General features: G+C 63.3%; 11 protein-coding genes. 2 read left to right on the forward strand and 9 right to left on the reverse strand.

Features of this window, described 5'->3' with window-relative positions; genetic code table 11:
• The 5 genes from BUE15_RS19260 to BUE15_RS19280 all read right to left on the reverse strand — a co-directional run bounded on the left by BUE15_RS19260 (nt 1) and on the right by BUE15_RS19280 (nt 6,443).
• Nucleotides 1-1,437, reverse strand: a complete 1,437-nt coding sequence (locus BUE15_RS19260; RefSeq protein ID WP_244535985.1) for a M16 family metallopeptidase — start codon at nt 1,435-1,437, stop codon at nt 1-3.
• Between the two features lie 139 nt (nt 1,438-1,576).
• On the reverse strand, nt 1,577-2,911 hold the full coding sequence (locus tag BUE15_RS19265; RefSeq protein ID WP_073288594.1) for a family 1 glycosylhydrolase: 1,335 nt from the start codon (nt 2,909-2,911) through the stop codon (nt 1,577-1,579).
• A 91-nt stretch (nt 2,912-3,002) separates the two neighbouring features.
• A complete protein-coding gene (locus BUE15_RS19270; RefSeq protein ID WP_084549197.1) occupies nt 3,003-4,676 on the reverse strand; it encodes a GMC family oxidoreductase in 1,674 nt (557 codons plus the stop codon).
• 160 nt (nt 4,677-4,836) lie between these two features.
• Complete coding sequence (locus BUE15_RS19275) at nt 4,837-5,451, reverse strand: gluconate 2-dehydrogenase subunit 3 family protein (RefSeq protein ID WP_073288596.1); 615 nt, start codon at nt 5,449-5,451, stop codon at nt 4,837-4,839.
• Between the two features lie 146 nt (nt 5,452-5,597).
• Nucleotides 5,598-6,443 carry an SDR family oxidoreductase gene (locus BUE15_RS19280; RefSeq protein ID WP_073288610.1) on the reverse strand — a complete coding sequence of 282 codons (846 nt, stop codon included), beginning with the start codon at nt 6,441-6,443 and terminating at the stop codon, nt 5,598-5,600.
• Between the two features lie 291 nt (nt 6,444-6,734).
• Between BUE15_RS19280 and BUE15_RS19285 the strand changes: the two genes are divergently transcribed.
• Nucleotides 6,735-10,763 (forward strand): T9SS type A sorting domain-containing protein, encoded by a 4,029-nt coding sequence (locus tag BUE15_RS19285; protein ID WP_073288598.1) that lies wholly within the window; start codon nt 6,735-6,737, stop codon nt 10,761-10,763.
• A 137-nt stretch (nt 10,764-10,900) separates the two neighbouring features.
• On the opposite strand, the gene BUE15_RS19290 is transcribed toward BUE15_RS19285, so the two are convergent.
• The 4 genes from BUE15_RS19290 to BUE15_RS19305 form a co-directional block, all read right to left on the reverse strand.
• Complete coding sequence (locus BUE15_RS19290; protein WP_084549199.1) at nt 10,901-11,893, reverse strand: NAD(P)/FAD-dependent oxidoreductase; 993 nt, start codon at nt 11,891-11,893, stop codon at nt 10,901-10,903.
• A gap of 156 nt (nt 11,894-12,049) precedes the next feature.
• Nucleotides 12,050-16,162 (reverse strand): beta strand repeat-containing protein, encoded by a 4,113-nt coding sequence (locus tag BUE15_RS19295; protein ID WP_073288599.1) that lies wholly within the window; start codon nt 16,160-16,162, stop codon nt 12,050-12,052.
• A 140-nt stretch (nt 16,163-16,302) separates the two neighbouring features.
• Complete coding sequence (locus tag BUE15_RS19300) at nt 16,303-17,082, reverse strand: hypothetical protein (RefSeq protein ID WP_139252439.1); 780 nt, start codon at nt 17,080-17,082, stop codon at nt 16,303-16,305.
• 364 nt (nt 17,083-17,446) lie between these two features.
• A complete protein-coding gene (locus tag BUE15_RS19305; RefSeq protein ID WP_073288603.1) occupies nt 17,447-20,185 on the reverse strand; it encodes a 4-alpha-glucanotransferase in 2,739 nt (912 codons plus the stop codon).
• A gap of 187 nt (nt 20,186-20,372) precedes the next feature.
• Between BUE15_RS19305 and BUE15_RS19310 the strand changes: the two genes are divergently transcribed.
• Nucleotides 20,373-20,661: hypothetical protein (locus BUE15_RS19310; RefSeq protein WP_211617656.1), on the forward strand; the 289-nt coding region annotated here is incomplete at its 3' end.

A 20,661-nucleotide genomic window follows, 5' to 3' on the forward strand; every position in this document is an offset into this window, starting at 1 on the left:
TTAGCTTTTAGCCAGCGGGTTGACGATGAGAATGGTCCGGTTGGTAGGCCGCAGGTATTCCTGAATGGTGCGCTGCATAATGGCGGGCGTCACCTTCCGGAACTCGTTTTCCAGCTCGTTGATGCGGGCCGGATTGTTGTCGAACAAGGCAAACGAAGCCAGCATATCGGCCCGCCCGAAGTTGTCGGAGCCGGAAAGCTGGTCGTAGAGGCTGGAGCGCAGCTTCACCACGGCCAGATCCAGCGTGCTCTGGTCGATGCCACCCTTGGCGAGGCGGCTGATTTCCTGATCGAGCACGCTCACCACGGAGTCGGATTTCACGGACTGGTCGTACACCAGGTCGCCCATCCAGAGCATGGGGCCGGCGTAGTTGAAGGCGTTGCCGAGGTAGTTGATGCCGCCGTTCACGTTGTCGGTGAGGCCGCGCTTCTGCACCATAGCCTGATACAGGCGGCTGTCTTTGCCCTGCAGCAGAATCTGGTCGAGCAGGATGAGGGCGTAGTACTCCGGCGTGTTGCGGTCGGGCATGTGGTAGGCGAAAGCCAGCGCGGGCTTGGTGGCCAGCTTGTCGTCCTTGGTGAAGCGCTGCTCCTGCTCCTGGCGCGGCTCCGTAATGTCGGGTTTGGGCGGCTGGGTGGCGGCCGGAATGTTAGCGAAGTACTTCTCAATCCAGGCTTTGGCCTCGGCCGGCTCAAAGTCGCCGACTACGGCCAGGGCCGCGTTGTTGGGCGCATAAAAGGTCTTAAAGAACTGCTGCGCATCCGCGAGTGTGGCGGCGTCGAGGTCCTTCAGGTCGCCGTAAAAGTTGTGGGCGTTGTTCCAGTTTTTGTTGGCAAACTGCGGCATATCCAGCCACGGAAAGCCGCCGTAGGGCTGGTTGAGCACGTTCACGCGGACCTCGTTTTTCACCACGCCCTGCTGGTTGGTCAGGTTGGCCTGCGTGATGGCGAGGCCGCGCATCCGGTCGGCTTCGGCCCAGAGCATGGTTTCGAGCTTGTGCGAAGGCACCACCTCGAAGTAGTTGGTGAAATCGAAGCGGGTGGAACCGTTGAGCACGCCGCCGTTCTTCTGAATCAGCTGGATAAACTCCATCTTGCCCAGGTTCTGTGAGCCCTGAAACATCAGGTGCTCAAACAAATGCGCATAGCCGGTCCGGTTGCGGGGCTCGTTGCGGAAGCCAACGTTGTAGTAGGCCGCTACCGTGGCCGTAGGCGCCGTGTGGTCGGGCGAGAGCACCACTTTCAGGCCGTTGGGCAGCGTGTAGTACTCCACCGGAATCCGGAAGCTGGAAGCCGCCGGCTGCGGAACTGCTTCGGTGGTGGGCGGCGGCGTGGCGCTGGTGGTTGCGACGGATGCTGCTTTGGGGCTGCAGGCCCCCAGAGCCAGCAGGCCGGCCATCCACGCCAGAGGCCAACTGCGGGAAGTGCGTTTTTTCATAGGGCAGAATCGGGAAAGTGGGGAATAGCGGAAGACGCCCCCAACCTACACAATCCTGCGCAAACAATTAACTAAAGTGTATATACCATTCACCACGTAAGCTACAGACTGCCAGGCACCCCGCTTCAGAAGCGGCAATTTAGTTCTCTACTTTCAGAGTAGCAGGACGGCTCGTGAATTCGAACATTTCGCCGTGGGGCATGATGGTAATCTGGCCAAACTCCCGAATCATCATCTTGTAGCTCTCCCCCACCGGCCGAATGCGGCGGTCCAGGTCGTAGAGGCCGCAGGCATTCACGGCCAGGCGCTTTTCGGCGAGGCTGATGTCCCAGTCGAGCTGGTCCAGGAGGCTGTACCACGTGAATCCGACTACCGGCACCCCGTCCAGGCGGATGCGCTGCACGTTCACCCACTGCTTCCAGAGCCAGCATTCGGCATCTTTGGCGTTGAAGGTGTTGGTTTCGGTGTGGAACACGGGCTTGCGGTACCGCTCGTAGTACTGGCGGGTCATGGTGTACCAGCCCAGCACGTCCTCAGCCGCACACCAGTTGCCATCAGGCTTGATAATCCGCTCGTTGCGGCCGTAGTAGTCGTTGCCCATAATCTGGTAGCCGGGCGGCTCACCGGCCATAAACCAGTCGAGTTCCTGGCGGGTCAGGCCGTTGTCGAGGCAGTAGAGCAGCACTTCCGAGTCGAGCGGGTGCGCATACAGCAGGTCCAGGGACAGGAAGCGCAGCTTGTTGATCAGGCAGATTTCCGGGCTGGGCACGGCGCGCATCTCATGGATGTACTCCGCCGACTCGCTCTGCACGATGATGCAGTCGGGCCGGTACTTGGCAATCTGCTGGTTGCCCATGATGCTGGCCGCCGCGCAGTGCTTCATGGCCGTAATAAAGGCCCGGTCGTCTTTGAGCTGCTCGTTCCAGATACCGTCTTTGGCCGAGGCCCGCGCCGTTACATATATCTCATTAACAGGCGTATAGAACCGCACCCACGGGTAGCGCCGGGCCACCGCGCCGCAATATTCGGCGAAGTGCACCGGCAGCTCGGGGTTCTGGAAGTTGCCAATCCAGTCGGGCACCCCGAAGTGCATCAGGTCGAGGATGGGCGTGATGCCGAGGCGCCGGATTTCGGCCATGGCCTTGTCGGCAAACTCCCAGTCGAACTTGCCCGGCGCTTTGTGAATGAGGTAGTACGGCAGGTTGTAGCGCAGCACCTTCAGGCCCAGCTCCTTTACCAGGCCCAGGTCTTCCTTGTAGCGGTTGTAGTGGTCGGTTTCGGCCAGCAAATCGCGCCGGATGGTACCATTCGCAATGGTCGGGTACGAGCACTCGATGCCGGTGGCAAACATGAAGTTACCGGGCGAGTCGGTGGGCAGGCCGGAGCCGTCGTGGCCGGCCGCGCCGCCGTACTGGTCGCCTTCGTAGTTGCCGTCGCCGTACTTCTCTTTGATATGACTGAGGAAAGACTTCATTGTTTGGTGCTTAGCGCCTAGTGCTTGGTGCCTAGGCTGTTCTATCAATTCAAGGAGGAATACCTAAGCACCAAGCACTAGGCACTAAGCACTATCGAAGGTTTGCCAGAAATTTGTCGGCGGTGCGCAGGCTGAGGGCCATGATGGTGAGAGCTGGATTGACGCTGAGGGCGCTGGGAAATACGGAGTTGTCGCAGATGTAGAGGTTGGGCACGTCGAAGGCGCGGCCGTCGGCATTCACCACCGCGTCGTCGCCGCTCAGGCCCATGCGCGCCGTCCCGATGACGTGGGCGTAGCGCTCAAACGCCCAGATATCCTTCGCGCCGGCGGCTTCCCAGATCCGGCGCATCAGCTTCTCGGCGTGGCGGTTCATGCGCTGCTCGTTTTCCTGGGCCGTGAAGTGCAGGCGCGGCTTGGGCAGGCCCCGGGCATCCTTTTCGTCGCTGAGCTCCAGGAAATTATCGGCGTGCGGCAGACAGTCGCCGAGAATGTTGATGCCGGCCACATGGTTGTACTGGCGCATGTAGTCGCGCAGGGGCTGGCCCCAGAGCTTGCGCTGGCGCACCATCTGGGTGGCAAACGTCACGGGCATCACCCCGATGCTTTGCAGCAGGTAGCCGCCGGCAAAGTCAGCGTCTTTAGGGCGGTGGGTGTCCTCGGAAATCAGGCCGCCGGGAATGCCTTTGTAGGGCCGGATGTCCTCGGGGAACGTGCCCCAGACCTGCATGCCGGGGTGCGCCATGAAGTGCTTGCCGACCTGTCCGCTGGTGAGAGCCAGCTCGTTGAGCAGCAGCAGGCGCGGCGTTTCTACGGCGCCGGCGCACAGAAACAGGTGGCGGCAGCGCTGGCGCACGGCCTGGCCATGCTGCTCGTATACCACGCCCGTCACGCGGCCCTGGGCGTCGCGCTCAATCTCCGTTACAAATGCCTCGGCCCTGATTTCAGCGCCGTAGCTTTCGGCCAGGGGCAGAAACGTCACGTCCATGCTGGCCTTGGCGCCACGGTTGCAGCCGGCCTGGCAGAAGCCCCGGTTGGTGCAGGCCTCGCGCCAGCCGATACCCTCCTGGTAGTACCGCGCCGACAGCGCCGCATTGGCCGCCGGCGACGTCTGAATGCCCAGCTGAGCGCAGGCGCGCTGCATGAGCTGGGCGGCGCCGTTGAGCGGCAGCGGGGCCAGCGGGTAGCCTTTGCGGCGCGCCGGGTCCCAGGGGTAGGGCGTGGGCCCCGAAATACCCAGAAAGTGCTCCAGCTCCTCGTAGTAGGGTTCCAGCTCCTCGATGCCAAAGGGCCAGTCTACGCCTTTGCCGAAGTCGGTGAAGAGCTGCAGGTCGCCGCGGTGGGCGCGGGGCGTGTAGGCCGTGTAGTGCAGCGTGGAGCCGCCCACTCCGGTGCCGGAATTGTTTTTGCCAAACGCCACCGGGTTCCGGCCCGCCGACAGCCGCTCATCGTTCCAGAACAGGAAATTCTGGGCCTTTTCGTCGGTGGCGTACTCGGTTTTCGGGTCGCGTCGGGGGCCGGCTTCCAGGGCTACCACGCGCAGGCCAGCCATAGCCAGGCGGGCCAGCAGAGGCGCGCCGCCCGCGCCGGTACCAATCACCACGCAGTCTACCTCATCCGTCGGGTCGGGAAGTGGGGCGGGCTGCTCCTGCTCCGTGGACGCGGCCCAGGCTTCGTTTTCAGCCAGCAGACTTTGCAGCAAAGGGTCCTGTATTTCGGGCTGCACCGGGTTCAGCACGCCTTCTTCGAGAATTTCTTCGTCGGGCATCTTAGCGAGTAACTGAGTAGTTGAGTAGCGGAGTAAGCAGATTGAGGATGTGGGCACACTTCGCGCCGGTCATACGTGTGGCGGTCGTGTAGCGGAGTAAGCTGGTTGAGGACGTGGGTTGTGCGGAGCTGCCGGGCAGGCAGGCAACTGAGCCGTTCTGTTACTCAGCTACTCCGTTACTCAGCTGCTCTGGCGGTTCCCGGTCTTCGCGCTCATTCAGGCCGAGGCGCTGCCAGCCGGGCTGGTCGGCCATGCCCACGTAGCCGATTTCCTCCTGGGCCAAGGGGTGCGCGTAGTACAGCTCGGTCAGCTCGGCCAGCAGCTCCTCGAAAAAGTATTTCTGCGAAACCTCCGCCCAATTCGTACTCTGCGCCTGCCCATCGGCCAGGGCCTGTACCACGGCATCCTGGTCGGCGGCTGGCAGGCTCACGAAGGACTGGTGAAACAACGCTTCGGCCGTTTGGTTGATGCCGCCGAGGCCCAGCCGGTACGCTTCCCGGTCGGGCGGCATGGCATCGTAGCGCCAGCCATCGGCGCGGCCGGCCAGCAGGCGCTGGTCGATGGCGGGGGCCAGCTCGATGGGCTCGGCGCGGTCCGGCTGCGGAAACAGCCGGGCCGCTACGGCCCGCAGCAGGGCGTAGGTATCGGCATCGAAGAACTGCGCCTCGTAGTGGGCCGGAGCGGCAAGGCGGGATTCCAGCGCAGTGCGGGTGGCGGGCGTTACGTGGTCAGATTCGAGCAAGGCACGCACGGTGCCTTCAGGATAATGGGGCATAGAAAACAGGGGAAGCCGCCTGGATGAGCTTACCTTGCTACTGACGAGCCTGCGCCCCGGAAGGTTATCAATAGAACAAAAAAAGACACCTTCCCCGGGCCGGAGAAAGTATCTTTCTGTCAAACCACTAGCAGCTGCAGGCTGCGCTATTGGTCGCTGCTCATCTTGCCGCCCGTCACGTGCACCAGGGAGCCGGTCATAAACGAGCCGTCCTGCGAGGCGAGCAGCACATAGGCGGGCGCCAGTTCCTCGGGCTGGCCGGGGCGCGCCAGGGCCACTTCGTAGCCGAACTTCTCGATTTCCTCGCGCGGCATCGTGCCGGGAATGTTGGGCGTCCAGACCGGGCCGGGCACCACGCAGTTCACCCGGATACCCCGCTCGCCGAGGTGGGTGGCCAGGCTCTTGGTGAAGGCGTGAATGGCGGATTTGGAGCTGGCGTAGTCAATCAGAATCGGGATGCCGGTAAGGCCCACAATACTGCCCGTATTGATGATGCAGTCGTCTTTTTTGAGGTGCGGCACGGCCGCCTGCGCCATCCAGATGTAGCCCAGAATATTGGTATCGAAGGTGCGGCGGATCTGCTCTTCCGGAATGTCCTCGAACTTCTCCTGGCTCATCTGGAAGGCAGCATTGTTGACGAGAATGTTGAGGCCGCCCAGCTCGGCGCGGGTGCGGCGCACGGCCTGCCGGCACTGCTCCGGGTCGCGCACGTCCAGCTGCAGCAGGATGCACTTGCGCTGCTGCGCTTCTATCAGCCGCCTGGTTTCTTCGGCGTCCACCACGTTTTCGTTGAACAGCACCGCCACGTGGGCGCCTTCCATGGCGAATGCCACGGCCACGGCCCGCCCGATGCCGGAGTCGGCACCGGTGATAAGGGCTACTTTGTCCTGGAGCTTGCCGGCCGGACGGTAGGTGCTGAAGTTCATGCCCGGCTGCAGCTTCATGTCGGCCTGTTTGGCCGGGTAGGGCAGCTTTTGGGCGTGCTGCTTCATGTCTTTGGCCGTGGGCCGCTTCACGGGCACGGGGGCTTCGGCCGCCGACTTGGCGGCCTTTTTGGCGGCCGGCGTAGCGGCAGATTTCCTGGCCGCCCCTTTGGAGGCGGCAGCGGGTGTAGACGACGTGGTAGCTTTTTTGGCAGCCATAGCGGGATATACAGAGTGGATTCCGGCTTACGCAAAAACGTCGGGCTTGGCTGTGCCACCGCTCAGGCATCCCGCTCTAGTGATTGGCATTAGTCAGTTTTTTCTACCTTTCCTTCTACACCACCTTTCCCCACCTGTTGCATGAAAAAACTTCTTTACGCACTTCTGGCGCTGGGCATTAGCCCCGCGGCCATGGCTCAGCTGACGGGCACCCGCACCATAGACCCGGGCGGCAGCGGCGCGGGCAACTACGCCACCTTTGGAGCAGCCGTAGCGGCCCTGAACACGCAGGGCGTGGGCGCGGGCGGCGTCACGTTTCTGGTGAAAAGCGGCGTGACGTTTCCGGAGCTGGTGCCCGCCATTACGGCCAGCGGCACGGCGGCTAATCCTATCCTTTTCCGCAAAGACGGCCCACTGGCTAACCCGAAGCTGGAAGGCACCGGCACCGGCACCACCGACGCGGCCGTAACGCTGGACGGCGCCGACTACGTGACCTTCGACGGTATTGACGTGAACGATGCGGCGGCCAACACCACGGCGGCGCAGCAGCTGGAGTATGGCTTCTGGCTGAAAAACGGCGCCACCAACAACACGGTGCAGAATGCCACCATCGACCTGAACCGCGCCAACACCACCCGCGCCTACGGCATCAACGTGCAGGACGGCGGCAACAACCAGAACCGCTTCCTGTCCAACACGGTGCAGGACTGCTACTACGGCTACAACCTCGACGCCACCACCAGCAGCTCCGACGACGGCAACCAGATAGGCCAGCTGCCGGGCGGAGCACCCAGCCGCGTGCTCAACATCGGGGCGGCATCGGGCGGTGCTACGGGCATCGTGTACGGCATTTATCTTCGTTCCCAGACCAACGCGCAGGTTTCCAACACCGAAATCAGCACGCTCAACGGGGCCAGCGCGGTGTATGGCATCTACTCGACGGGCGCCAGCAACTCAGCCGACATACTCGACAACCGGGTGCACGGGCTGGTGGGCACCGGCAGCACCTCGGCGGCACAGGCCATTTTCGTGAACAGCGGCGTGCTGCACCGCGTGGGCCGCAACCGCACCTATGATATCCTGTCGAGCGGGGCCAACGGCTTTGCTTCGGGCATGGACATCAACGGCGGCACCACCAACTACATCTTCAACAACTTCGTGTACGACGTGAAGGCGCCGGGCAGCACGGCGGGTACCTCGGTGCGGGCCCTGAGCTTCCGGGGCGGCACCAACAACTACTGCTACCACAACACGGTGGTACTGACTTACACCGCTACGGTACCCACCAACAAGAGCGGTGCTTTCTACATTTCGGGCACACCGCCGGTGGACCTGCGCAACAACATCTTCGTGAACCTGGTGGCCGGGCTGCCGGCTGGCGGCGGCGGGGTAGCGGCGGCCTTCTTCAAGAGCACGGCCGTAGTCACCAATCTAGCACCAACCACGGGCAACAACCTGTATTACGCCGGTACGCCTTCGGCCGAGAATCCGATTTTCTACGGAGTAGCCACCACACCGGCCGTCGACCAGACGCTGGCGCAGTACAAGCTGCGGGCTGCTCCGGCCGAGCAGGGCTCCGTGACGGAAAACGTGCCGTTTGTGAACCCTGCCACGGATCCGCACATCCAGCCCGGCGCGACTACGCAGGTGGAAGGCGGCGGCAGCTCGCTGGCGGCCTCGCCCCTGCCCGTCCCGACGGACATTGACGGCGACGCCCGCACCATTGCCCGCCCCGACCTGGGTGCCGATGAGGGCACGTTTACGGCCGTGGATATCAGCGGCCCGACCATTGCGTATCAGCCACTGGGCAATAGCGCCACCACCGGCAACCGCAGCCTGAGCAGCGTAGCCATTCAGGACCCTTCGGGCGTGGATGTTTCGGCGGCTACCGGCCCGCGGCTCTACTACAAGAAAAGCACCGATGCCAACGTCTTCACGGCCCCGAATGATGCCACCGGCAACGGCTGGAAATGGGTGAATGCGGGCCCAAGCGCGCCTCCCGGCCCCGGCTATAGCTTTACGATTGAGGTAAACAAGCTCCGCTCGGCTCCGGCCATCGGTGACACGATTCAGTACTTCGTGGCGGCGCAGGACCTGAGCACGCCCCCGAACGTGAGTGCCTCGCCCGGCGCGGGCTTCGCGGCTACCTCGGTGGCCAGTATCAGCAGCGCGCCCACCCGGCCGAACTTCTACAAGATCCTGGGCCTGCTGAGCGGCGTGAAAACCGTGGGCACCGACCCCACCGCCGACTACCCCACGCTGACGGCAGCCGTAGCGGCCCTGAACAACACGGAACTCGGCGGTGCCCTGACACTGCGCCTGCTGGACGCTACCTACCCCAACGAAACCTACCCGATTACTATCAACCCCAACCCGGGCTCCAGCGCCGTCAATACGGTGACCATTCTCTCGTTCCGGGCCGGACTGTCGGCCACCTCGTTTACGGCCCCGGCCACTACCACCACGCCGCTGCTCATCGTGGATGCCAGCCACGTGACGATTACGGGGGAAGATGCGGGCAGCTCCAGCAGCCGGTGGCTTTCCTTTACCAACAACGGCACCGCGGCCAGCAGTGGCGCGCTGTTCGTATCGGGCAGCAATGTACTGCTGAGCCATCTGAACCTGAAAGCAGCCAGCTCGGCCACGGCGTACGGCGTGGCCTTCAACGGCACGGCCCTCAGCCGCATTCGTCGTTCGGCCATCAGCCGCACCGCCACAGCCATTCAGGTGCAGGGCAACAGCACGGGCTTTGTGGCCAACAACAACCTTATCGGCTCTACGGTAGCGGCCGACAAAGTGGGCGCCAGTGGTATTGTGGTGCTGGCCACCACCAATTTTGAGTTGTTCAACAACACCATTGCCGGTGTCTCGCGGGCCAGCGGCGGCGCTACCGCCGGCATTGTGGTGGGCACCACCAGCAGCAACGGCATCGTGGCGGCCAACAGCATTTCCGACATCACCCAGACCGGCACCGCCTCCCTCGATACGTATGGCGCCTATGGCATCCGGCTGGCGGCCACGGGCACGGCGTCCAATGTTACGGTGCTCAACAACATGATTTCGGGCATTCTGAGCAACGGGGATGACAGCTTCACATTCACGCCGCATGGCATCTACGCGGCATCGGGCGGGGGCTACAAGCTCTACTACAACACCGTCTGGCTGACCGGCAACCTGCCTGGCGGCGCTACTCCCATTACGGCAGCCGTAGCCCTGAACACGGGCGTAACGGGCGTGGAAATGCTCAACAACATCCTCGCCAACGAGCAAACGACCACCGCCACTGCCGGCAAGACCTACGCCCTGTACTCGGCTTCTGCGGCCTCGCCCTTCAGCGTCATCGACAACAACGCCTACTCGGCAGTGGGGCCAAACAGCACGCTGGCGTACGTGAATGGCGCCGCCCGCCCTACCCTGGCGGCCCTGCGCACGGCTACCGGCCAGGACCAGGCCAGTGTGGCTACGCGGGCGTATCTGGCCAGCAACCTACCGGGCTCCATCAACCCGGTATTCAACCGCAGCTGCGACCTGAACGGCCGGGCCCGACCGATTCCGAACTTCCCGGTTGATTTCATGGGCTCTACCCGAAACGCTACCACGCCGGACATCGGGGCGCTGGAGTTCACGCCCACGGCTCTGCCCGCTCCCACCGCCGCCAGCCTGGTTATAGATTTAGGCCAGCCGGTACCCCCGCTTACGGCTACGGCCAGCACTGGTGCCGTGGGAACCCGCGTGTGGTTCGGCAATGCCGCCCTCACCCAGCGCCTGTTTGCCGGCGACTCGTACGCCACGGGCCGCACGACGGCCGGAGTGTACACCTACTATGTGGTTGACTCGGTGAATGCCTGCGTGAGCAGCGCCACGACCGTCACGCTCACGATCCGGCAGCCGCAGTCTACGGTAGCCGCTCTGCGCGACCTGAGCCTGAGCCTCTACCCCAACCCGGCCTCGGCCACCCGCCCGCTGACGCTGGAAATCACCGGTCCGGCCCGCGTGCTGGAGGTAGAAATGCTAGATGCGCTGGGCCGCCCGGTACACCGCCAGCAGGCCCGCCATAGCCTCGGCACCTCGCGCACCGAACTTGTCACGCGCAACCTTGCGCCCGGCATCTATCTGCTCCGCCTCAGCACCGAAGGCCAGACCACCAGCCGCCGCGTGGTGCTGGAATAGTGGAGTGGTGGAATCCAGCCGCCTTCCGAGCAGGCTGGATTCTGAAAAAAGACAAGCCCTTACTACGAGCTGCGTAGTAAGGGCTTTCTGTTTCAAATGTTACGCCTCGACCGCCAACCCACCAACTCATCACTCCACTACTTGGGGCACTCTTCGCGGGTGAGCTGCTCGTTGATGCAGATGGCGGCCTGGCTGCCTTTGGCGGCGGCCAGCAGCGCCTGTTGCGTACCGGGCGTGTTGTCGCCGGCGGCGTAGAGGCCGGGCAGCGTGGTCTGGGCGTTTTTATCGACCCACACGCTGCCTTTACTGGTGAGCCGGCAGCCCAGCTTCTCGGCCAGCTGGGCGCGCTGGTGCTGATGCGCGTGGATGAACACGGCCGCCCGGGGTAGCTTGTCGCCGTTCTGAAATTCAATGTGCCGCAGCTCGCCCCGCCTGGTGCCCACCAACTGCCGAACTTCTTCTTCGCGCACTTGGATACCCTGGCGGCGCAGGCGGCGGCGGGCGTTGTCGGTGAGGCCCCCGGGGCCGTCGGTGCATACCACCACGTCTTTGCTCCAACGGCTGACGAGCAGGGCTAGTCCGGTAACGGATTTGCCGCGGCCGTACACGGCCAGCGGCTGGTCGCGCACTTCCCAGCCGTGGCAGTAGGGACAATGGAGCACGCCGGTACCCCAGAACTCGCGCATGCCTTCCACCACTGGCAGCTCATCTTCTACGCCGGTAGCCAGCAGCACTTTGCGCGCCGTGCAGGTGCTGCGCCGGCCGGATTCGCCTTCCAGCGTCAGCTCAAACCCCACGGCCATTGGCTCGACGGATAGCACGCGCGCGGGCCGCAGCTCTACGGTGGTATAGGGCAGGAGCTGTTCGCGGCCCAGGCGCAGCAGGTCGGCGGGGCGGGTACCGTCGCGGGTAAGGAAGCCGTGCACGCCCGGCGAAGGCGCGTTGCGCGGGGCGCCCCCGTCGCAGACCAGCACCCGGCGCAGGCAGCGGCCCAGCACCAGCGCCGCACTGAGTCCGGCACTGCCCGCCCCTATTATCACCACATCATAGTCGAGCAGCGGGGTAGCCGGGGGCCGGTGGCGGCGGGGATGGGGAGCAACAGAGGAAGGCGAAACAGCGGGGCCGGACATAGAAAGCAGCTAACAGGGAAAGAAAACAGCCTACGTATACCGGCAGGCAGCGGTATAGGTTGAGACATTTCTGTGAGTGGTACGCCTGGCGCTACAAACCATAAAAAAGCCCTACCGAATCCCGGCAGGGCTTTTCCATTCTTGGCGTCTGAAATACTATTCCTTGACCAGGCGTACGTTCAGGTTCAGGTTGTTGCCGCGTACCAGCACGATGTAGGTGCCGCTGGGCAGAGCCAGTACGTCCAGCGCCTTGTTCACGCCGCCCTGCACCTGGTAGGTGCCCATGCTCCGGCCGGTGGCATCGAGCAGGGTAGCCTGGTAAGTGCCGGCGGGTAGCGTAGTCAGGTCCAGCGTGGCGGTGCGGTCCTGGCTGGTGGCCGGGTTCGGGAACACACTTAGCTTCACCTCGGCAGTAGCGCGGGCCGCGAAGCTCACCGTACGCACCGGGCTGTAGACTGCCGTGCCATCGGTATCTACCTGCTGCAGGCGATAGTACACCAGGCCCTGCTGCTTGCGGCCCACGTTCACGTCGGTGAAAGCATAGGCAGTAGCCTGCGTGGTAGTGCCCTGGCCGCGCACCTGCGTGATGCGCTCAAACGTGCGGCCATCGAAGCTGCGCTCCACATCGAAGTGGTCGTTGTTTTTCTCCGAAGCCGTGCTCCACGACAGTTTGGCGTCGTAGTTCTGGGCCGTCACATCGAAGGCTTTCAGCTCTACGGGCAGCGGCCGAGTACCGATGCTGAAGGTTACGTTCTGCGTGTTCGTGCCGCCGTTCACATCCACCGTCGTTATCGAAACGGTGTAGGTGCCGGCCGTGCGCAGCTTGGTGCGGTCCGACACAAAGATCTGGCCGGTCGTCGGGTTCAGCGTCAGGCCCAGAGAAGCAAGTAGCGTGGTGCCGGCAGCATCGGTCGTGGCGTTGGTGCCGGTGGTGGGCAGGCCGTTGCTGGCCCCGCTCACCAGCGCACCGGTGGCAACATCATACACCACACCAGCGCTGGTGTAGCGGGCGCCGTTGGCATCCGTCACGAAGGCAATAACGTCGTTGTTCTGGTACGGATTGGCTCCGCCTTTCAGCGTGGTGCTGGCGTACGTTGAATTCACATCCTGGCCTACCGCAATAGTGTAGGTGGCCGTGTTGGAAGTGGCCGCAATAGACGTTCCGGCCGCAGTGGTGGCGTTATCGGTAGCGGTGTAGTTGAAGAAGGCATTGCCAATAAAGCCGGCAGCCGGGTCGAAGCGCAACGTACCAATCTGCGTGGCTGAGAGGCTGGCTACCTGGCTCAGCGCGGTTACGCGCGTGGCACCCAGGTACAGGTCACCAGCCGCCGCGTCGGGCAGCGACGTGATGGTGTAGGTCAGCGTCTGGGTGGCATCGGCGTCGGTGGCAACCAGCGGCGAGATGAGCAGCGGGCCGGCCGTGTTGGCTTCCGGCGTCTGCAGCGAGTTCACCACATTGTAGGCTACCGGAGCCCGGTTGATAGCCGTAGCTACAGAAGCCGAGTTGTTGCCGGTTACGTCGCCAGTGGCACTGGCGGGCGTCAGGTTAGCCGTCACGGTGTAGTTGGCGGCAGGAGCCGTGAAGCTTACGTAGTTCGTGATTTGGCCTGCTACCCCGGCCGTCTGGTTGCTGATAGCCGGGAAAGTGATGAGCGTAGTGCCGTTCAGCGTACCTACGCTGTTCCAAGTTACGAGGCCCGTGGCGTCGTCGTAGCTGCCGCCCGTGCCGCCCACTACCGTCACGGTGCCGAAAGCACTCAGGCCCGCAGGCAGCGCAATGCTCGGCGTCACGGTGCTGGCCGTAGCCGAGCCGGCTGCGTTCGAGAAGCTGGCCGTTACGGTTACGGCAGCACCCGGCGCTACCGTGGCAGCCGAAGCCGAGATGGTCGTAGCCAAGTTAGGGGTGGTAGCAGCCGTAGCGCCGGTCGGAGCCACGCCGGTTGTCGCTACCGAAGCTACGTTGTTGTCGAGGTTGGTTTCGGCCGCAGCAGAGCTTACGCGGGCCACGCCGCTGAGCTGGCTGGCATCCGGCATCACCACCGTTACGGAGTTAGAGTAGCTGCCGCCGTTAGCCAGTACGTTCACCGTCGTGAAGCTTACCAGACCCGTTGCGTTATCGTAGCTGCCACCACCGGTTACCGTTACGGCACCGCTCGTGGTCAGGCCGGCCGGCAGCTGCAGCGTAGTAGCTACGCCGGTAGCCACCGAAGGGCCGTTGTTGGTCGAGGTTACAACGTAGGTGACAGGGCTGCCGGCCGGAGCCGAAGCCGGACCGCTCACGGCTACCCGCACATCAACGGCAGCCTGAACCGTGGTGGCTACAGTGGCCGAGTTGTTGGTCAGAACCGTTTCCGGGGTGCTGCTGCTGACGCTGGCCGTGGCTACGTAGCTGGTGGCCCCGGCCGGTACGATGCAGGAAATGGAGTTGGTCTGCGTGAAGCCTTTGGCCAGCGCATTCGGAAAGCTGATAGTGACGATACCGGTAGCCGCATCATACGTGCCATTCGATACCGTTACGCCCGTCAGGCCGGCGGGCAGCAGCACGCGCTGCACCACACCCGAGGTCGTACCTTCTGCGTTGCTGCTGGTCGTGACAGTGTACGTCACGGCCTGGCCGGGAACCACCGTGGCCGGGCCGGCCAGCGTGGTAGCCACGTCAGCCCGCGGGCTGATTTCCACTTTGGTCTGCGCCAGGTTGTCGGCGGGCAGCACATCAGCCGAAGTAGTGTACGCCGTGGCCGTAGCCAGCACGAAGCCCTGCGTGGGAGCCACAAACGTTACGGTCTGAGCGGCCGGGTTGGTAGCGCCCGGCGCCAGCGTACCGATGGCCGCGAAGGTCACGAGGCCGGTCGTGTTGTTGTAGGAGCCACCCGCCGACACCGTCACGGCGCCGTTGGCGGTGAGGCCGGCCGGCAGCTGCAGCGTTTCAAGTACACCGGCGGCTGAAGCCGGACCAGCATTGCCGGTCACAACAGTGAACGTTACGGAGCCGCTGGGCGCTACCACGGCAGCCGAAGAGCTGATGGTGGTGTACACGTTTACGGCAGTACCGCCCGCTACCGTCGTGACGGCGGCAGTGGAGTTGTTCAGGTTGGCCGTGTTGTTGTTCGCGCCGCTCGTGGGCGAGTTGATGTCACCGGCGTTGTTGCTGGCAGCACCCGCCGTTACGGTAGCCGTGAGGGCCGCGAAGTTGGCCGATGGGGCCACGAAGCTGATGGAATTCACCACGGTCTGGCCTACGGGCAGCGCCGCAATAGCCGGGAACGTCACCACGCCGTTGCCGGCGTTGTAGGTGCCGCCATTGGAAGCATACACGCCCGTCAGGCCGACCGGCAGCTGTACTGTCTGCACCACGTTCGGGGCCGACGATACGGAGCCAGCCGTAGCACTCAGGTTGCTGGTCGTGACGGTGTAGGTCACCTCGTTGCCGCGTACTACGCTCGTAGCCGGGCCGCTGATGGTCGTGGCCACGTCGTAGCGCGGGCTCACGGTTACGGTGGTAGCTGCCGTGTTGTTGGTCGTGTTGGTTTCGGTGCCGGCGCCGCTGATGTTGGCCGTAGCCGTTATCGGGCCGCTGCCCGGCATAGCCGATACGGCCACGTTGTAGGTTTGGGTGTTGCCTGCGGCCAGAGTGCCTACCGGAATGCTCACCAGGCCGGTGGCATTGTCGTAGGTGGCGGAGGCGGCGTTGGCACCGCCCGTAATGGCTACGGTAGCACCGCCGTTGGTCAGGCCGGCCGGCAGCTGCAGCGTAGTAGCTACGCCGGTAGCCACCGAGGGGCCGTTGTTGGTTGCCGTTACGGTGTAGGTCAGGGCCGCACCGCCGTTGATGGCCGTGTTGTTGGCCGGAGCCGAAATAGTAGTAGCCAGGTCGATGCTGGGGTTGCGCACCGTCACGGCAATGTACGCCGTGTTCAACACCGTGCCCGACGTGTTGTTTACCGTGTACGGAACCGTGGCCACGCCCGTGAAGCCGGCCGCAGGCGTGAACTGTACCTGCCCGTTGCTCAGGAACCGGAACGTGCCGCCCGTTACGGCTACTGCCGTAGTGCCGCCGGCGGCCAGCCCGTTCAGGGCTACCGTGGCCGGATCGATGCTGTTCTGGTCGTTGGTGGTTACGGTCAGCGTGATGGCCGTGCCGGGCGTGGTGCTGTCCGTGTCGTTGGCGGCAATAGGAGCCTGCCGGATCGGAGCGTTGCCCGAGAATTCCGACGTGCCGCGCTCCGGAGCCGTAGCCGCCGTAATGGTGGCCGTGGCCGTCAGCTGCACGCCGGCCGTGGTGAGGGCCGTGCGCTGGGCCGCCGTGAGCGAAGCCAGCGGAATCGAGAAGAGGAACTGGTTCTGGTTGGTTTCACCGTGGTATTCGTTACGCTTGGCGTAATGGTGGTCGACACATCGGCCAGCGCATTCTACGAAATTTCTTCGATACCAAACGTTTGCAGGCGAAGCTGCGTCTGGCCGGTCGGAATCGGGTTACTCGTGTTCAGGTTGCGGAACGCCAGACGTACCGTCCGTACGGGCTGCGGGAAAGTCACCGTCACGTTGCCATTGCGGCTCGGGTTGCTGCTTACTTCACCATTCAGGTCGGTGCCCCGAATAGCATCGTAGACAACGCCGCCAATTGTGATGTTGTCGTCGAACGTGTTGACGGTGCTGGAGGTGTTCGCGCCGTTGATACCGTAGCCGATGTTGGAACCGGTCAGGTCTACGTACTGGTTCGCGGCGTTCAGGGCCCGGAAAGCTACCTGGTCGGTGAAGTTGCTACCGCCATCGGCCGGCGTGCCCTTGTCGATGTCCTGCATCACAAGTCGCAGGTTGGTCACGTCGCGGGTGAAGGTGAGCGTCACAAACGCCGCGTACGTGGTGTTCTGGTTTACTTCGGTGCTGGGAGCGGCCGGCGCTACACCCTGGTTGTTCTGGCGCCAGATCAGCATCCGGGCGTCCAGCTGAATTCCCTGCTGGTCGCTTGTGAGCTGAAATATCTCCGTAATCGGGTTGGTGGTGCTGCCCGTGGCAGAGCTGCTGTAGTTGCCGTAAGTGAAGCTGGTGCCGCCCACTGTTTCGGTAGCCGCCCGCTTCTCCACGTCGGTGGTGCTGGTCGAGTTTGGCTCCCGGTACGTCAGCCGGCTGATTTGCTGCGCCTGAGCAGCAGCCCGCCCCAGCGGACCCCAGGCCAGCAGCAGCATCACTGCAATTCGTAAGATTGTTTTCGTAGAAAAAGAAAGTGTCTGAAACAGAGGGAACAGGCCAGAAGCACGACCACAGCAGTAGGCTCCCAGTCCGCAAAATCAGAGGGGCCCTTAGGCACCCGAAGGGCGTTTTCGCTGAACAGCAGTTTTCGCAAGATGAAACACCATTCTCGCAGCGGGAAGCATTAAAATGCCTTAGTTAGCGGTTGGGGAGAGCTGAGCTTGAGAAGCTTTAAAAAAGTCTCCTGTGCGGTACGATTTTCTCGAGGCAGTTGCATTTAGCAGTAATGAAAAAATAAAAAGGGCTCCTTCGCATTGAAGGAGCCCTTTTGAGGCATTGCCCAGGAAAAATAAGCTTTGCCGCCTAGTAGGACTTTACCCGGTTGCTTGCTTCGTTCAGCCCGAGCAGGTCTTGGCAAAAGCCAGTTTTTTGCAAGAGCGTCTCCAGGGGCAGATGCAGCCGGTATTTCCAGAAATGAGTCGGATTAGCGGGCACGTTGATCTGCTCTTCGTGTGGGTCGGAGCGGCGCAACTCGGCGCCCATGGCCAGCAGATCCTGTAGCGGGAAAATGGCCCACATGGCCGGCGAGTACAGGTGCTGCACCACTATTTCGCGGGCCACCCACGGCTCGCAGTGGTAGGGCGCCTGCTCGCCCCAGTGGCCCAGCATGGTTTCGAAGAAACGCTGCGTGGTGGCGTGGTCTTCTTCCCACCAGCCGCGCAGCGTGCTCATGTCGTGGGAGCCTGGGCTCACAACCGATAAGTACGGCGCCGCATCGGGGTGGCCAAACTCCACTTCCGGGTTGGATGGCATGCGCTGAATGTTGAGGCCCAGCATGCCCAGCTCCTTCATCACGCCCGGCACCGAGGCGGGCACCATGCCCAGGTCTTCGCCGCAGATGAGCATGTTGGTGGCGTAGCGCACGGGCGGCAGCTTGGTAAGGCCCTGCTCGCGCCAGAAATTCTCGTGGCGCCGAAAGAAGAAGTCGTTGTAGATGTCGCGCAGGCGGTGCTGGTCCTGCTCGTTCAGCTCCCGGAACGATACCGACTTTTCTACTGTAATGCGCGGGTGGTAGTGGTCGGGGCGCAGGTCGTCGGGCACAAACAGCACCTCGTTGGCCAGGCTGTAGAGGCCGGTGCGCAGCCACGTATAGTGGTCGGTGTTGGTGGGGTCGGCGGCTATTTTTTGCCCGAACACCGCTTCCATCTGGCGCTGGGTGCGCACGTGCTCCTTCAGCCGGATAGCACCGTAGCCGGCGTCCTCCATAAACTCGTCGAACACGGCCTGCGCCTGCCCGTGGAAGAGCTGCTGCACGCTATGCCAGCGGATATACGGCTCGCAGAGGCGGCCGTAGTTGAACCAGCCCAGGCGCTGCTCTATTTCGTGCTGATGCAGCGGCAGAGCCGGCGAGAAGTGCCCCAGCAGCCCCTCCACGGAGTGCGCGGGAATCTCCCAGATGCGGAAGAAGCCCAGAATATGGTCGATGCGCAGCGCGTCGAAGTAGCGGGCCAGGGTGCCCATGCGCTGCTTCCACCACGCGTAGCCGTCTTCGGCCATCCGCTCCCAGTTGTAGGTCGGGAAGCGCCAGTTCTGGCCGGTGGTGGAAAAGTCGTCGGGAGGGGCACCGGCCTGCTGGTGCATGTGGTACAGCTCGGGCTGGGTCCAGGCATCCACGGAATGGCGGTAGATACCGATGGGCAGGTCGCCTTTGAGCACCACGCCGTGCTGGCGCGCATACTGCACGGCGTCGAGCAGCTGCTTGTCGAGGTGAAACTGCGTGAAGAAGTGCAACGCTACCTCATCGAAGCCGGGCGCGTCTTCCTGCACCAGCTCAGCCACCTTCGCCGGCGTGCGGTACTCGTCGGGCCACTGTTGGAAGTCGGCGGTGCCGAACTGGTCGCGCAGGGCGCAGAACACCGCATACGGCTCCAGCCACGGCTTCTGCGCCTCCCGGAACGCTCGGAACGCCGGGTCGGCGAGGAACTGCTGCTTCTGCTGCTGGTAGAGCAGGCGCGCAAACTTCCACTTGGCCTGCATCACCGGCTCGTAGTCCACGAAGTCCTTGGCATTCAGCTGCTCGCGCAGCTGCTCCAGCTCCCGCTGTGCGCCGGCGTCCTGCAGCGGCGCAATGGCATCGAGGTTGAGGTACTGCGGGTGGAGAGCAAACACCGAAATAGCGGCGTACGGATACGAATCGACCCAGGTGTGGGTGGCTACTGTGTCGTTGATGGGCAGAATCTGCACCAGCTTCATGCCGGTAACCACGGCCCAGTCTACGAGCAGCTTCAGGTCGGGAAACTCCCCTACCCCAAGGCCGCGCTGGCTGCGCATCGAAAATACCGGCAGCGCCACGCCGGTTCCGCGCCACGAGCCGGGGTAGCGGAATCCTTCATCGGCGCGCACCCGCAGGGTCCGGCGGTCGGGGGCGGGGGGCAGTATCCGGTCGTCGCCGGTTTCCAACACCACGATTTTCTTCTCCGCCGGGTCCCAGATACCATATTTATACTGCGCAGCGCGGTCGGGCTGCTCCAGGGCCACTTCGGCCGTCCAGGTAGGGTAGCCGGTATCAGAGAGCACCACCGCCTTGCGGGCATCCCAGGCACCCAGCGCAGCATCAGAACCGAGCACGCAGAGCTGGTGGCCCGGTTCTACGCGCGGCGCGGCCAGCTGGAACCGCACCACCGAATCGGCTACGCGGGCCGCTTTAGCCGGGGCTTTGGCCTTGGCCGGGGCCGGCCTGCGGAAAAGGGCTTCCGTGAAGGCCGCCGTAAACAGCTCGTTTTCGGGCTGGGCGGGTGCCCGCCAGAAGTCTTCGAGTACCAAGCGGCTGAACTGGCGGCCATCGTAGGGCGCGGTGCGGCGTGGCCCCCACTCCCACTGCTGGCTCCCGTTCTGCTCTTCCAGCAGGATATACTTGTATTCTACAGTGCCGGGCGCATCATCAGGCAGGCTGATTTCCTGGCTCCAGCGTCCGAGGTCGGGGTTGTATTGCAGCGGCAGAGCATGGTCGGGGTTCCACTGGCCAAGGCTTGGCTCAGAACCGCACACTACCAGCCGCTGGCCCCACGCAGTGCGGTAGGGCAGAGAAAAACGGAGAATCATGGGGCCAAAAGAATAAGTCCGAAAGATAAGTAGCTCCCGCGGTATTGTGCGCTATTGGCCATAATCTGCCTATCATCGGCAGTAGCTAGTCAAACCACCATCGGGTGACACGAGTGTAGCGGTATAATAGACCTAATTCGGAAAAGGTGGCTAAGTTAATCCGCGAGGAGCAGCCGTAGATTTGGGCATGGATTACCGTGCCTTACGCGAGCGGCCCCGGCAGTTTCTGGCCCTGACCAGCCTGCACGTGGCCGAGTTTGACGACTTGCTCACCGCCTTCGCGCCGGCCTGGGAGCGGCACCACCGCTGGCATACGCTGGCGGGGAAGCGGCGGCAGTTTCCGGCTCACCGCGAACGGCCGACGGCGGTGCTGGCGGGCAGCGATGTGAAGCTGTTTTTTCTGCTCACCTACCTGAAAAGCAATGCCCTGCAAGAACACCAGGCGGCCAGTTTTGGCGTTTCGCAGGCCCGTGTCA

It is taken from the genome of Hymenobacter psychrotolerans DSM 18569, assembly GCF_900142395.1.
In the GTDB taxonomy this organism is placed as follows: domain Bacteria; phylum Bacteroidota; class Bacteroidia; order Cytophagales; family Hymenobacteraceae; genus Hymenobacter; species Hymenobacter psychrotolerans.

Excerpts from the sequence above, each read along its gene's own strand:
- BUE15_RS19260 (WP_244535985.1), bottom strand. The coding sequence starts at position 1,437 with ATGAAAAAACGCACTTCCCGCAGTTGGCCTCTGGCGTGGATGGCCGGC.
- BUE15_RS19265 (WP_073288594.1), bottom strand. The coding sequence starts at position 2,911 with ATGAAGTCTTTCCTCAGTCATATCAAAGAGAAGTACGGCGACGGCAAC.
- BUE15_RS19270 (WP_084549197.1), bottom strand. The coding sequence starts at position 4,676 with ATGCCCGACGAAGAAATTCTCGAAGAAGGCGTGCTGAACCCGGTGCAG.
- BUE15_RS19275 (WP_073288596.1), bottom strand. The coding sequence starts at position 5,451 with ATGCCCCATTATCCTGAAGGCACCGTGCGTGCCTTGCTCGAATCTGAC.
- BUE15_RS19280 (WP_073288610.1), bottom strand. The coding sequence starts at position 6,443 with ATGAAGCAGCACGCCCAAAAGCTGCCCTACCCGGCCAAACAGGCCGAC.
- BUE15_RS19285 (WP_073288598.1), top strand. The coding sequence starts at position 6,735 with ATGAAAAAACTTCTTTACGCACTTCTGGCGCTGGGCATTAGCCCCGCG.
- BUE15_RS19290 (WP_084549199.1), bottom strand. The coding sequence starts at position 11,893 with ATGTCCGGCCCCGCTGTTTCGCCTTCCTCTGTTGCTCCCCATCCCCGC.
- BUE15_RS19305 (WP_073288603.1), bottom strand. The coding sequence starts at position 20,185 with ATGATTCTCCGTTTTTCTCTGCCCTACCGCACTGCGTGGGGCCAGCGG.